A 13868-nucleotide genomic window follows, 5' to 3' on the forward strand; every position below is an offset into this window, starting at 1 on the left:
CTCCTTCATGTGTGTTTCTTGGGGTTGGTCGGTTCCAAAGTGTCTGGAGCAAAGAATCCGATTGGATTGGCCTCCGCTGCGCGTTTCTTCAACTCGCCGCGCATTTTGCGATACTCTGCTTCCATCCGCGAAGTGACCGTCGCCCTGCTGTCTTTCAACGCTTCCTCGAAATCAATCGCTTCGACTTCTTTGACATCCCCGCCCAAGCGGCGCAGCGCGCCAAGTCCGGCCCGTCTAACAACGTCTTCTAGATCGGCCCCGGTGAAACGGTCAGTTTTTGCTGCAACGGCCGATAGATCAACGTCTTTGGCAAGCGGCATGCCGTTCGTGTGGATACCCAAAATGTGCTCGCGACCGGGCGCATCGGGTGTTCCCACATAGACCAATTCGTCAAATCGGCCGGGCCGCAACAATGCCGGATCAACCAAAGTAGGCCGGTTGGTTGCGCCGATAACGATCACCGACTGCAATTCCTCAAGCCCGTCCATTTCCGCCAGAATCGTGTTGACCACGCGGCCGGTAACCTGCGGCTCCCCCTGTCCTGAGCCGCGCGCAGGAACAAGGCTGTCGATTTCGTCAATGAACAAAACACATGGTGCAACGGCTCGGGCACGGGCGAAGAGGCGCGCAATTTGTTGCTCGCTTTCTCCGTACCATTTCGACAACAGGTCCGAGCTCTTCATAGAGATGAAGTTCGCATCAGCCTCTTTTGCGACAGCCTTCGCCAACAGCGTCTTACCAGTGCCCGGAGGGCCATAGAGCAAGAATCCTTTGGCCGGCCTAATGCCCAAGCGATGGAAAGCATCGGGGTTTTTCAAAGGAAGTTCGATGCCCTCTTTCAATTTGTCGATCGCATCGCCGACTCCGCCAATGTCACCCCAACCGACATTCGGCATTTGCACCATCACTTCGCGCATGGCCGATGGCTGAATCCGTTTTAGAGCCGAAAAGAAGTCATCGCGGGTAACGCATAGATCTTCGAGGACATCGGTCGGAATTTCACGCGCATCCAAATCCAAACGCGGCATGATCCGGCGCACCGCATCGATGGCCGCCTCGCGCCCCAATGCCGCGATATCGGCGCCAACGAAGCCGTGCGTAACGCGCGCCAATTCAGATAGATCGACCTTATCTTCAAGCGGCATTCCGCGTGTGTGAATTGCCAAAATTTCGCGCCGCCCATTTTGGTCTGGCACGCCGATAACGATCTCACGATCAAAACGGCCGGGTCGGCGCAACGCTTCGTCAATGGCGTCGGGCCTATTGGTTGCTGCTATTACGACCAGATTGGCGCGCGCTTCCAACCCATCCATCAAAGTTAGCAATTGGGCGACAAGGCGCTTTTCCGCCTCGCCGGGCACTTGGGTTCGTTTCGGCGCGATGGAATCGATTTCATCGATAAAGACGATTGCAGGCGCAGCGCGGGTCGCTTCTTCAAAGACTTCGCGCAGGCGTTTTTCAGATTCGCCATACCCCGACCCCATGATCTCTGGGCCGTTAATGGTGAAGAACTCGGCGTCGCTTTCATTGGCGACCGCCTGAGCAAGGCGCGTTTTACCGGTGCCCGGCGGACCGTGGAGCAGAACACCCTTTGGTGGGTCCACTCCCAACCGGGTGAACAACTCTGGATAGCGAAGCGGCAATTCCACCATTTCTCGCAACGCTTGAATGGTGTCTTCCATCCCGCCGACATCATCATAATTCACCACGGCACGGCCATCACGCGGTTCTTCGAATTCGGTGCGCAGCTCCACCTCAGTGTTTTCGTCAATATGGACGATTCCTTTGGGTATGGTGGCGGCGACCGACAATCGGATTTGCGTCAATGCGTATGCGGGAGCGCGCAACAACTGACGGACATCCGATGGCATGTTTTGCACCGGTTGCTGACCCGTAGTGGCGACCAAATCACCCGCAACGATCGGTCTGCGGAAGAAATTGCGCTTCAGCGCTTGAGTGGGACCCTGAAGCCGCATTTCGCGCTGTGCCGGGGCAAAGACCACACGGGTAGCAGGTCGAGATTCGGCGACGGTGATCTCTACGTGTTCACCGGAACCCGCTTCGGCGTTGCCGCGCTGCAGACCGTCCAATCGGACAACATCCAAAGTGTCGTCCTCTTGATAGGCGGCCATTGCAATTGCAGCGGTCGACCGTTTCCCCGTTATCTCAACGACATCGCCTTCGGTGATGCCGAGCGCCTGAAATGCCGATCGCGGCATTCTTGCAATGCCTTGCCCTGATTCTTCTTGGCGGGCGGGGGCAACTTGAAGGCGCGCGGTCCGATTGGGAGTAGCGGCGTCGGCATCGGCCATTTGTTGGTCCTTTGGGCTGATGGGATTTGGAATGTGTTTCTACATTCGTAGCTAAGGAGCAGTTGAGATGAATGCAAACTGGCGCTTGTGGTTTTCACGTTGAGTGGGCGGCGCAGCTGTTTCGGATCGGATCGATCAAAGCGCGCACAGCCGAATCCGCTGCGGACAAAAAAAGCCCGGCACAAAGGCCGGGCTGAAATAGTTTGGGAGAGGATGCCTAAAAGGCACGATGAGATATGTGCGCCAGTGCGGTTTTGTGCAAGTGCGAATGACGCACAGTAAGTTGCAAAATGCGCAATTAAAATAGTCCAATTGGCTCGAATACGCGCAAAGTTTGCAAATTTTGCTGGCTTGTAATTGAGCAGGTGCCTTTAAAATAGGCAAAGTGAACACATTTCGTTGTGCGCCGCAGCATAATGGTGTGCGAAGCGTGACAGCGCAGTTGCAACCGACTAATTACGCGCGGTGTGTTCAAGCGCTTCGTTGGTATCGTTGCGAATCCATTTCGCAATTGCCGCGCAGCCACGTATTCGAAACCATTCGCCGCAAGGAAATCTTCCGCCAATGTCAAAAATTTATCCGAACGCTGCTGCTGCGCTTGAAGGCGTTATTAGGGACGGATTGTTGATTGCTGCTGGTGGCTTCGGCCTATGTGGGATTCCGGAACGGCTGCTGGATGCGATCCGCGACAGCGGTGTTACCGGACTTACCTTTGCGAGCAACAATGCAGGCATCGACAATGAGGGGATTGGCAAGCTGTTGCGCACGAAACAAGTGGCCAAGATGATCAGCTCTTATGTCGGCGAGAACAAAGAGTTCGAACGCCAGTATCTTGCCGGGGAACTAGACGTCGAATTCTGCCCGCAAGGGACTCTCGCCGAACGGATGCGCGCTGGCGGCGCGGGCATACCGGGGTTCTTCACCAAAACAGGTGTGGGAACTCAAGTTGCTGAGGGCAAAGAACACCAAGAATTTCCGGATCAGGACGGCGTCATGTCGACCTATATAATGGAGCGCGGCATTTTTGCCGATCTGTCGATCGTGAAAGCGTGGAAGGCAGATGAAACGGGCAACCTGATCTTCCGAAAGACCGCGCGCAATTTCAACCAACCAGCGGCTACATGCGGCAAGATCTGCGTCGCAGAAGTGGAAGAGATTGTACCAGCGGGCGCTCTCGAAGCGGATGAAGTTCACTTGCCAGGCGTGTTCGTCAATCGGATCGTGCTCGGCGCGCCTTATGATAAACAGATTGAGTTCCGCACAGTGCGCGAACGAGAAGAGGCATGATTTTGGGTATGGGATTGCCAAGAATGGATAAAGATCGCTCAATCAAATTGTTCGCAACAGCCGGCATCGCGCTTACTCTACAAGGGTGTGTTGCTGTCGCCTTCCCTATCGCAGCTGGCGGGATGATGGCGCGCGGAAACGGCGGGGATCGAGAAACGACCTCTGCGGTGGTTGAGCCACCCGTCGTTGCGCAAGCGGCTCCGCAAGATTCCGAACCGCAGCCAAGTGGAATCGTTGAAGTGGCGCGATCCAGCGATGCGGCCGCGACCGCGGCCGGCGTTGCCGAGACAGTGGGCGCGCGCGATACGGGCACGTTCGTTGTCGAAGACTCCTCAGTTTCCATCCCGTCGTCCGAACCCGAAGAACTGGTCGAAATCGTAACCGTTGAAGTTCCAGAAACAAGTGAGGCCGAGACCTTCTCTGACGTATTCGAGAACACAGCGTCAGACCCCGTTTCTGCGCCAGCAACGGTCGAAGTCGTCAACGCCGCCCCTATCTCGGTTCCGGCAAGCCCATCTGCCCCAGAGTCGGAGCCGGAGCTTCCATCAGCAGCGGCAGTGATCGAACAACCGGCGGCTATGGCTGCCGTTGCACCTTCGACAACAGAGGCTTCGACAGCTTCCACCTCTGGGATCGTGGTTCCTATCCCCGATGCGCCGCGCGCGGTTGCCGGCGGGACGTTCTTTGATCCGTTCTTTGACTACGCCACAGCACCCGAATTTACGAGCGTGGGCAAGCGTCCCTCGGCCATGTTGCTCAATCCTGCGGCGCTTGAGCCGGATCGCTTGGACTGTGAAACCGGCGAACCAACGGTCCTGATCGACCTCGATCCGGAATCGGGCGAACTGTTCCCCATTGATCCGCAAAGCGCTTCCCCCGCATTGGCTCAGAGGCTCGCCGAATTGCGGGTGAAAGGTGTCTTGATCGCTTGGATATCGCAACGCTTTGCTAATCGTGAGGTCGACATTCGTCGCGCTTTGCGCGATTCGGGGCTCGATCCACTTGGCATCGACGAAGTCTTGATGATGCGTACAAGCGATGATCGCAAACAAACGCGCCGCGACGCTTTGGCCCGCACATCCTGTTTGGTTGCCATTGCCGGGGACACACGATCCGATTTCCACGAGTTGTTCGATTACCTCCTCAATCCTAGCGACGCCGTCGCGCTTGAACCGCTCATCGGCGAAGGCTGGTTTTTGATTCCAACCCCGCTCTTGGCCGAGAGGACACGACCATGAACGCGCAAGCAAAAGGTTGGAGCCGCGATCAAATGGCGGCCCGTGCGGCGCACGAATTGCAGGATGGGTATTACGTCAACCTTGGCATCGGCATCCCCACATTGGTTGCCAATCACATTCCTAAAGGGATGCTGGTAACGTTGCAGAGCGAAAACGGGATGCTGGGCATCGGACCTTTTCCGTATGATGATGAGGTCGATGCCGATCTTATCAATGCCGGCAAGCAGACCATCAGCGAACTGCCCCATAGCGCCTATTTCGACAGCGCGACCAGCTTTTCCATGATTCGTGGCGGGCATATCGATTTAACTGTCCTCGGCGCGATGGAAGTGGCGCAGAACGGCGACATCGCCAATTGGATGATCCCGGGCAAGATGATCAAAGGCATGGGCGGCGCGATGGACCTAGTCGCCGGGGTCAAAAAGATCATCGTGGTGATGGATCACGCAGCAAAAGACGGCAGCGCGAAATTCATCCCGCAATGCACATTACCTCTAACCGGAGCGGGAGTGGTCGATATGATCATCACCAATCTTGGTGTGTTTCGCCGGCCAAACAAAGACGCCGCATTTCAGTTGATCGAATTGGCTCCGGGAGTGACCGAAGAGGATATCGCGGCACAAACCACCGCAGAGTATGAATTGGCGCTGGAAACTGCCTAGCTCCATGGAACAACCAATTGCGTGGCTAGAGCATTCGCGCAATGCGAAGGCGCCTCTGGCCGGACTCAAAGTGCTAGAGTTGGCTCGTGTGTTGGCAGGCCCGTGGGCCGGACAGATTCTCGCCGATTTGGGTGCCGACGTTATCAAAGTCGAAAGTCCCGAAGGAGACGGCACGCGTTTATGGGGTCCGCCATGGGTGGATCGGGTCGATGCCAACGACGATATGCAACGAGAGGCTGCGTACTATCACGCCTGCAATCGAGGCAAACGCAGTGTAATTGCCGATTTCCGCGACGAAGAAGATATCGCGATGGTGAAGGATCTGGCTCGCGACGCCGATGTTTTGATCGAGAATTTCAAAACCGGCGGCCTTGCGAAATTCGGCCTCGACTACGCATCCCTTGCCGCGAACAATGCCGGCCTTGTCTATTGCTCGATAACAGGGTTCGGCCAAACGGGTCCGCGCGCTACACAAGCGGGATATGATTTCGTCATTCAAGGGATGAGCGGATTCATGTCCATCACCGGAGAGCCCGACGGTGTGCCGGTGAAAATGGGCATTTCAATCTCCGACCTTACGACCGGCGTCTATGCAGCAAATGGCATTCAGGCCGCATTGCTCCAGCGCGAACGGTCGGGGCCAATGCAAGGGCGCGGCCAACACGTCGATATTGCGTTGCTCGATTGCTCCGTCGCATTGTTGGCCAATCAAGCGTCGTATCACTTCACAACCGGCCAAAACCCGCCGCGCATGGGTAATGCGCACGCGCAAGTGGCCCCCTATGGTGTTTTCCCGGTTCAAGATGGGCATGTCATTCTCTCACCGGCAAATGATCGTTTGTTCCGGCGTCTTATTGAAATGTTGGAGCGGCCCGATTTACAACGCGATCCGCGTTTCGAAAGCAATGCCGGTCGGATCGAGAACGCCGCTGCGTTGGATGCGGAGATTGCAAGTTCAACCAAGAGTTGGAGCAAGGTCGACTTATTGGAGGCCTGCAGCAAACACGGCGTACCAGCGGGGCCTATCAACAGATTGGATGAAGTGTTCGCTGACCCTCAAGTCATTGCCCGCGGAATGCGCTTGGACTTAGGCGGGATGCCCGGCGTGCGGAGCCCATTCACATTTTCAGAAGGTGAGTTGGCATTGGACAAGCCTTCTCCAATGTTGGGCGAACACGGTCCACCCACAAAGAAACACCAGTGAATTAACGCTACCTCTTGCAGCTTCCTTAAATTTCTGTAATTACAGAAATGCCAAAAGGAGATCGAGTCGTGAGCAAATTGCTGGACATTCCAGAGGCGCGAGCCTTCATCCTCCACTGGGGCGAAATGGGCACCGAATGGGGCGTAAACCGGTCCGTCGCGCAAGTTCATGCACTGCTTTATCTGAGCGATCGTCCTCTTCATGCTGAGGAGATTTGCGAGGCACTCGGCTTGGCCCGATCCAACGTGTCGAATGGTCTAAAAGAGCTTCAATCCTATGCCATTGTGCGACGCGTGCATGTTGAAGGGGATCGGCGTGACCATTTCATCGCAGAAACCGACGTTTGGGACATGTTGATGAAGATTGCGGCAGAACGAAAGCGCCGAGAGCTCGATCCGACCATTCAACTGCTCGGGGAATTGGCCGAGAGTCTGCATGGGCGGGAAGATGTGCCGATCCATGTGCGTGAACGGATCGGCAGGATGCACGACTTCATCGACACCTTGACGGGGTGGTACGCCGATGTTCGCGACCTTCCCAAATCCACGCTGGTCCGCCTAATGAAATTGGGGCGTGGTATTGCCCGCTTCCTACCCGGCAGCGGAAAGAGCTGATTTCAAATCCGCCGTGAATGACTGAATTGAGATGGAGAGACCCGAATGAGCAAACTGTGTATCTGACTATTTCACAAATTACAGAAATGACAGGAGTTTAAGATGTACGCTCTATTTTCTTACTGCGCCTACCTTTTCATCAGCATCGCATTGACTGTGTGGGTCGCGCGCACTCTGTCTAAAAACGGTTTCGTCTTTTTAACCGAATGCTTTGGTCACGATCAATTGTTGGCCGCGTCCACCAACCACTTGCTTGTCGTGGGATTCTATCTCGTGAATTTGGGCTGGATCTTGCTCACATTGCGGTTCGGCGCACCACCGGAAACCGCCGTTGGCGCGGTGCAGTTCTTGTCTAGCAAAGTTGGGATCGTGGTCGTTGCCCTAGGCCTGATGCACTTTTTCAATATGAATGCGATTGCCAAATTCGGCCGTAAAGTGGGCCATTGGTTCCGCGAAGAACAATGGGCGTCGAAAGCCGGCCAGTTCGAGGCATAGACCAATAAAGGGCCCGCATCCAATGGGCCATACAAAAGCAAAGGGCGCCCCAAAAGGAGGCGCCCTTTCTATGCCTGCGTACCGAAACCTCAGCCTAAAGCAGCTTTCAATTCACCCACCAAATCGGTCCGCTCCCAAGGGAAGAAATCACCCTCAGCGGTGCGGCCAAAATGGCCATATGCGGCGCTTTTGCGGTAAATTGGAATGTTCAATCCCAAATGCGTGCGAATGCCGCGCGGAGTCAGACCGCCCAAGCTCGCGATCGCTTTAATGGCCTCTTCGATGGCGGCGTCATCCACGCCTTCTGCGGCAGTGCCGTGGGTGTCCACATAAAGGGAAAGCGGTTCCGATACGCCAATCGCGTAGGCGATTTGAATGGTGCATCGTGTGGCAAGACCGGCGGCCACGACATTCTTTGCCAGATAGCGCGTGATATAAGCGGCACTGCGATCAACCTTGGTTGGGTCTTTGCCGCTGAACGCGCCGCCGCCATGCGGCGATGCACCGCCATAGGTATCGACAATGATTTTGCGCCCGGTCAAACCAGCATCACCATCCGGCCCGCCAATTTCAAAAGCGCCGGTAGGATTGATATGCCAGACGGTTTCATCGGTGATGAAATTTTCCGGCAGGATACGGCCAACGACCGACTTTACATAGTCTTTGAGTTCGACCTCTTTATCGCCTTCGTGATACCCTTTTGCGTGTTGAGTGGAAACGACGATCGCGGTGCAGGCGACCGGCTTTCCGTCCTCATATCGCAATGTGATTTGGCTTTTCGCATCCGGTTCAAGAAAGGGCGCGGTGCCGTCTTTGCGATCGGCAGCAAGCTGTTCTAAGATCTTGTGACTGTAATCGAGAGTAGCCGGCATAAGATCGGGCGTCTCATCACAAGCAAAGCCGAACATGATGCCTTGATCACCGGCACCTTCGTCTTTGTTTGAACCGTCATCACCTGCGTCAACACCCATAGCAATCTCTGCGGATTGGCCATGAAGGTGGTTTTCAAACGTCAGCGTTTCCCAGTGAAAACCGGTTTGCTCATAACCAATTTCAGCCACTGTGCGTCGAACCGCGCTTTCAATTTCATCGCGCGCGCCCGGCGCCCAATAGCTGTTGAATTTCCAGTCTTCGCGGGTTGTGTCGTACATCGGCGCGCAGCGGATTTCGCCGGAAAGGACCACTCGTTGCGTGGTCGTCATCGTTTCACAAGCAACCCGCGCTTCGGGGTCTTTCGACAGCATCAGATCGACGATGGCATCTGAGATTTGGTCGGACACTTTGTCCGGATGCCCTTCAGAAACGCTTTCGGAAGTGAAGAGGTAGTCCTTGCGCATTGGTGCTCCTTAAGGGCGCTCACCGGATCACTGAGTGCTTTTGACGGGTGATCGCAGAGAGGTGGTATTTCAGGCATGCCCTATTGAGATATAAGGAAACCTTTATGTCTAATTGGGGCCTAGCCTTGCCCTGCCCGCAGCGCAAGCAATCTTGGCAGTCCCAAACTGAGCAATACGAGCAAGCCCGCCCAAGCCAAGGGCAGCGCATTGCCGAACCGAGAGAAAAGAGTGGGCGCGTGGGCGGCGGGTACAAACCCATCGCGTTTGTCCGCTTCACCCAACGCGATGCTTTGTCGCACCGAACCGTTCGCATCAATCACCGCGCTGATCCCTGTGGTGGTTGAACGCAGAACCGGCAATCCCTCTTCGATTGCACGCATCCGGGCCTGAGCCAGATGCTGCGGTGGTCCCCAACTGCCGAACCATCCATCATTCGACGGGTTGAAAATGTAATCGGGCCGGTCGTCACGGTCGACAACCTGTCCAGAGAATACGATTTCATAACAAATCTGAATCCCGGCGCGACCATGCACTGCAAGGTCCAGTGTTTGTGGCCCGGGGCCGGGAATATAGGGGATCGATCCCGCGGTAAGCCGCGCCAATCCCAATCGGCCTAGCGCCCATTCTAAGGGCAAATATTCGCCATATGGGACCAAATGCGATTTCGCGTAATGATGTGTAAGATCACCGGTTCCATCCAGGGCAACCACCGAATTGCGCGCCGAAACCGCCGCGATCCATCCCGGTTCACGCTCCCCTATGTTCAAATTGACCACCCCGGTAAGCAAAGTGGCATCGGGCCCAATGACCGACGCAATCCGCTGTCGAGCGAATAAGGGGTCTGCCCCTGCGGTCGTCTGCCGATAGTATCTTTCGGGATACCCCTCTTCCAAATAATCAGGGATCGCGCTTTCAGGCCAAAGGATCAAACGCGACTGATCATTGCCGGGCCGCGTGAGGTTTGCCGTGCGCTGAAACTGCTCTTCGAATTTGGACCCATCGTTGATTTCATCTTGAGGGATGAGAGGCTGAACCAATGTGTAGCGGATGGAACTGTCATCCGTGACGTCAACCGTCCAAACCATTGGAAGCACAACGACAATCGAGGCGAAACCAAAGACCAACAGTGCCCTCCTCAACGCCGACAATCCGTTCTTTCGAAACAATTGGGCGCCCAAGGCCGCGACAAGGATCGCCAAGCCGGACAAGGCATATGTCCCAATCCACGGCAATAACGAGGCCAAGCCTGGGCTGTCCCACCCTCCCAGCAAGATCAAGCCCAAGGGAGGCCATGGATAGCCGGTGAAGACCCAACTGCGCAGCCACTCAGAAACGATCCATGACGCTGCGAAAAGCGCCGAGAACGCCATGAAATCGATTCTTTGGGCGATCCGATTGTTGAAACGGTGCGCGCACCAATGGGCCGCCAAAGCCGCGAGGCCCGGATAAACCGCGAGATAGAGGCACAACAACGGCACCGCAATCCAGCCCAAAACTTCCGGCATCTTAGCCTGATGAGTGAACGCGGTCGCGATCCAATTGTTGGCCAGCGTGAGATGGAACCACCCAAACACCCAGCCGCGCCAAAATGCAGCGCGCTTTGACGGTGCAGATTTTAGGAGGGCCACAAACAAAGACAGTGCAGGCAGAGCAATCCACCACGCATGAAACGGAGGATACCCAAGAGCAACGATCAAACCGAGTGCACCGGCAATCCACAACGGTCGCCCTTCGGAAACGGCAACCGCTTTGACCCATAGATTGATCAGGACCGAAAGCATCGTCGATCCGGTTGTCGGCATTGTGGTCGCTTCAGACATCAATCCATTCGCTCTCAATTTTCAGATCGCGAACAAGTAACGGATTATGCAGCCGCCTCGACGTCACCGTCGGCATCCCGATCATCCGATCCGATTGCCGGTGGAAGGACCGACGAATCCAGCCCATCTGCATCATCAGGTTTGCTCTTTGCACGGCGCGTGCGCGGCTTGCGCGGAGCGTCGGAATCGGCACTCTCACTCTTTGGCTTGCGAGGGCGGCGCTTTGGCTTTGGCGCGTCGCTATCCGCTTCAACCGCTTCCCCTTCGACACCGATCTCACCTTCGTCGGGAGCAGCGCTGTCGTTTGAGCCGTCCTCGGTTTGATCGTCGCGTTGATCATCGCGCTGATCGTCACGTCGACCACGCGACCGACGGTTGTTGCCGCGCCGTCCGTCATTGCGACGACCTTCGCCGTCTTCGGTCTCTTCACCGTCTTCGCCCGATTGTTCGCGGCCTTCATTGCGTTTGGCGCGCGCTTCGTCTTGGCGTGATTTGTTGTCTGCGATCACGCGGAAATAGTGATCTGCAAATTGCAGATAATATTCCGCTTGAACGCGGTCGCCATTGTGCTGCGCGTCCTGAGCAAGCTTTTTGTACTTGTCCAGAAGCTGCGGAGCGTTGCCCCGCGCGCGGCTGTCAATGCGATTAAGCTGATTTCCGCCGCCTTGATTGTTGCGATTACCGCGACCGCGGCGACGATTGTTACGATTGTTATTCAAAGGAAATTGATCCTCATCCGCGGCCAACGCGCAAAACCAAAACGCGCCTTGTGACCTATGGACCCCGAAAATGGTCGATTTAAACCACGCCCATTTTGCTATTGCATGCGCGCCCGCTCACCACAGACCATTGGTTGCGAACCACACGGCCCAAACAAGCGATTATTCGGAGCTTGACCTCGCCGTGCTGCACATAGGGCCACTCGGCAGGTCTGATTCGGAGTTAGCGAGAGGAATTGCGTTTGCCAAGCCCCCTCGCCCATTCAACCGCGATTTCACGACTTAACCTGTTGGCGAATAACCACAGCACGGGGACGATTTGCCAGATCGTGACGGACCTCAACAACAAAGCCGTGTCCTTCCGCGATCGCCGTGACGCCTTCGGCTTGCGATGCGCCAATCTCTAGGATGGCGACATTTGGGCTCATTCGAGAAAGTTCCGGGATGATGATGCGGTAATCGTCCAATCCCTCTTCGCCAGAAAACAGCGCGCTATGAGGTTCAAAATTGGCCACTTGGGGCTCAAGCTTTGCGATTGTTTCCACATAAGGCGGATTGCAAATGTATATGTCGAAATCACCAAACGCCTTGCTCAGCGATGCGTTGGTATCGCGCCAATCAAACAATCCGAATGTATCAGGCGTTAGATCATATTTCTGGGCGTTGAGCTTTGCCACTTTGAGAGCGGCCGCGCTGTTGTCAAAACCGTAGCATCGACCAAGCGTGGGATATTCCACCATCACCGTCAGCAAAAGCGCGCCAGATCCCGTTCCCATATCAAGGACACGGGAACCGGGCCGGCAATGTTCCAATGCAATTTCAATCAACAGCTCGCTGTCCGATCGCGGGATCAATACGTCCGCAGTGACAAGAAAATCGCGCCCATAAAATTCCTGCACGCCAACGATATAAGCGACAGGTTCGTTATCCATGCGGCGGGCGATCAATTCTGCAAATGCTGACGGCGCCGGATCGTCCATTTTCCAGATCAACATGTCAGACCGCCCGATGCCCAGCGCATGCGCCATCAGCAGCTCCGCGTCGAGCCGCGCCGTATCGCTCACCTTGGCGAGCTGTTCTGCCGCGCCGCGAATGGATTGAGCAACGCTCATTCGGAAAGCGCGGCTAGTCGTTTGCCTTCGTCCTCTGCAATTAAGGCGTCCACCAATTCGGGAAGCCCTGGTCCGGCCAAGACCTCTTCCAATTTGTGCAGTGTTAATCCGATCCGATGGTCGGTCACGCGCCCTTGCGGGAAATTGTATGTGCGGATCCGTTCCGACCGATCGCCGCTGCCGACCATCGCTTTGCGCGCTTCGGCTTCCGCACCCTGTGCTTCGTCGCGCATCTTTTCATAAAGCCGCGCGCGCAAGACCTGCATCGCTTTGGCGCGATTTTTGATTTGGCTGCGTTCGTCTTGCTGCATCACGACCAGGCCGCTGGGCAAATGGGTGATCCGAACCGCGCTATCTGTAGTGTTGACGTGTTGACCGCCTGCACCGCTGGCGCGGTACGTATCGATTTTCAAATCGTTTTGATCGATGTTCACATCGACCTCATCGGGTTCGGGCAATACCGCGACTGTGGCCGCCGATGTGTGAATGCGGCCGCCGCTTTCGGTGACCGGCACGCGTTGGACCCGATGCACACCGCTTTCGAATTTCATCTTGGCGAAAACGCCAGTGCCGGTGACGTTGGCGACGATTTCTTTGAATCCGCCGACCTCCGATGCGTTCATGCTGACCGGCTCCACTTTCCAACCATTCTCGGCAGCAAATCTCTCGTACATCCGATACAGGTCGCCGGCGAACAAGGCCGCCTCATCCCCGCCTGTACCGGCACGAATTTCAAGCATGGCCGGCTTGCTATCGGCGCTATCCCTAGGCAGCAATGCCACCGCCAATGCCCGCTCCTTTTCGGGAAGCGCGCCGCGAATCTCGGCCAATTCTTCCTCGGCCATCGCTTTCATCTCGGCATCGCTGAGCATTCCTTCGAGCCCAGCAATCTCTTCCCGCATTGTTTTCACGTCGGCCGCAATTTTCGCGACCGGTTCCAACTCGGCGTAATCCCGGCTGGCCTGAACAAACGCATCGCCTTCGAGCGTACCCGACGCCATTCGCGCCTCCAGCTCAGCAAATCGGTTGGTGATTTGATCAAGACGTTCGGGGGGGATTTGCATGGCG

12 protein-coding genes are annotated in these 13868 nt (G+C 56.0%); 6 read left to right on the plus strand and 6 right to left on the minus strand.

Going from position 1 to position 13868, the window contains the following annotated elements:
- Positions 1–5: 5 nt before the first annotated feature.
- Complete coding sequence (locus tag BQ8290_RS07940; RefSeq protein ID WP_108789111.1) at positions 6–2312, minus strand: CDC48 family AAA ATPase; 2307 nt, start codon at positions 2310–2312, stop codon at positions 6–8.
- 564 nt (positions 2313–2876) lie between these two features.
- On the opposite strand from BQ8290_RS07940, the gene BQ8290_RS07950 reads away from it, so the two are divergent.
- From BQ8290_RS07950 to BQ8290_RS07975, 6 genes are all read left to right on the plus strand, one after another.
- Positions 2877–3599 (plus strand): 3-oxoacid CoA-transferase subunit A, encoded by a 723-nt coding sequence (locus tag BQ8290_RS07950; protein ID WP_108789114.1) that lies wholly within the window; start codon positions 2877–2879, stop codon positions 3597–3599.
- A gap of 23 nt (positions 3600–3622) precedes the next feature.
- A complete protein-coding gene (locus BQ8290_RS07955) occupies positions 3623–4837 on the plus strand; it encodes a hypothetical protein (RefSeq protein ID WP_337661219.1) in 1215 nt (404 codons plus the stop codon).
- A complete protein-coding gene (locus BQ8290_RS07960; RefSeq protein WP_108789118.1) occupies positions 4834–5499 on the plus strand; it encodes a 3-oxoacid CoA-transferase subunit B in 666 nt (221 codons plus the stop codon). The genes BQ8290_RS07955 and BQ8290_RS07960 overlap by 4 nt, the downstream gene beginning before the upstream one ends.
- A 4-nt stretch (positions 5500–5503) precedes the next feature.
- Complete coding sequence (locus BQ8290_RS07965) at positions 5504–6703, plus strand: CoA transferase (RefSeq protein WP_108789120.1); 1200 nt, start codon at positions 5504–5506, stop codon at positions 6701–6703.
- A 125-nt stretch (positions 6704–6828) separates the two neighbouring features.
- Positions 6829–7317: a GbsR/MarR family transcriptional regulator gene (locus BQ8290_RS07970; RefSeq protein WP_337661496.1), complete on the plus strand. Its 489-nt coding sequence runs from the start codon at positions 6829–6831 to the stop codon at positions 7315–7317.
- A gap of 102 nt (positions 7318–7419) precedes the next feature.
- Positions 7420–7812 carry a hypothetical protein gene (locus BQ8290_RS07975; RefSeq protein ID WP_108789124.1) on the plus strand — a complete coding sequence of 131 codons (393 nt, stop codon included), beginning with the start codon at positions 7420–7422 and terminating at the stop codon, positions 7810–7812.
- An 89-nt stretch (positions 7813–7901) separates the two neighbouring features.
- On the opposite strand, the gene metK is transcribed toward BQ8290_RS07975, so the two are convergent.
- From metK to prfA, 5 genes are all read right to left on the minus strand, one after another.
- Entirely contained in the window at positions 7902–9149 is a 1248-nt protein-coding gene (gene metK, locus BQ8290_RS07980) for a methionine adenosyltransferase (RefSeq protein ID WP_108789125.1), read from the minus strand.
- Between the two features lie 119 nt (positions 9150–9268).
- Positions 9269–10969: an apolipoprotein N-acyltransferase gene (gene lnt / locus BQ8290_RS07985; protein WP_337661220.1), complete on the minus strand. Its 1701-nt coding sequence runs from the start codon at positions 10967–10969 to the stop codon at positions 9269–9271.
- Positions 10970–11013: 44 nt separating this feature from the next.
- Positions 11014–11688 carry a DUF4167 domain-containing protein gene (locus tag BQ8290_RS07990; RefSeq protein WP_108792129.1) on the minus strand — a complete coding sequence of 225 codons (675 nt, stop codon included), beginning with the start codon at positions 11686–11688 and terminating at the stop codon, positions 11014–11016.
- Between the two features lie 275 nt (positions 11689–11963).
- Positions 11964–12800 carry a peptide chain release factor N(5)-glutamine methyltransferase gene (gene prmC / locus BQ8290_RS07995; protein WP_108789127.1) on the minus strand — a complete coding sequence of 279 codons (837 nt, stop codon included), beginning with the start codon at positions 12798–12800 and terminating at the stop codon, positions 11964–11966.
- Entirely contained in the window at positions 12797–13864 is a 1068-nt protein-coding gene (gene prfA / locus BQ8290_RS08000; RefSeq protein WP_108789129.1) for a peptide chain release factor 1, read from the minus strand. The genes prmC and prfA overlap by 4 nt, the downstream gene beginning before the upstream one ends.
- Between the last annotated feature and the right edge of the window lie 4 nt (positions 13865–13868).

Origin of the sequence: Erythrobacter sp. Alg231-14 (assembly GCF_900149685.1) — a bacterium.
Classification (GTDB): domain Bacteria; phylum Pseudomonadota; class Alphaproteobacteria; order Sphingomonadales; family Sphingomonadaceae; genus Erythrobacter.

Coding starts and splice junctions, on each gene's coding strand:
- BQ8290_RS07940 (WP_108789111.1), bottom strand. CDS start 2,312: ATGGCCGATGCCGACGCCGCTACTCCCAATCGGACCGCGCGCCTTCAA.
- BQ8290_RS07965 (WP_108789120.1), top strand. CDS start 5,504: ATGGAACAACCAATTGCGTGGCTAGAGCATTCGCGCAATGCGAAGGCG.
- BQ8290_RS07960 (WP_108789118.1), top strand. CDS start 4,834: ATGAACGCGCAAGCAAAAGGTTGGAGCCGCGATCAAATGGCGGCCCGT.
- prfA (WP_108789129.1), bottom strand. CDS start 13,864: ATGCAAATCCCCCCCGAACGTCTTGATCAAATCACCAACCGATTTGCT.
- BQ8290_RS07950 (WP_108789114.1), top strand. CDS start 2,877: ATGTCAAAAATTTATCCGAACGCTGCTGCTGCGCTTGAAGGCGTTATT.
- prmC (WP_108789127.1), bottom strand. CDS start 12,800: ATGAGCGTTGCTCAATCCATTCGCGGCGCGGCAGAACAGCTCGCCAAG.
- BQ8290_RS07975 (WP_108789124.1), top strand. CDS start 7,420: ATGTACGCTCTATTTTCTTACTGCGCCTACCTTTTCATCAGCATCGCA.
- metK (WP_108789125.1), bottom strand. CDS start 9,149: ATGCGCAAGGACTACCTCTTCACTTCCGAAAGCGTTTCTGAAGGGCAT.
- lnt (WP_337661220.1), bottom strand. CDS start 10,969: ATGTCTGAAGCGACCACAATGCCGACAACCGGATCGACGATGCTTTCG.
- BQ8290_RS07955 (WP_337661219.1), top strand. CDS start 3,623: ATGGATAAAGATCGCTCAATCAAATTGTTCGCAACAGCCGGCATCGCG.
- BQ8290_RS07970 (WP_337661496.1), top strand. CDS start 6,829: ATGGGCACCGAATGGGGCGTAAACCGGTCCGTCGCGCAAGTTCATGCA.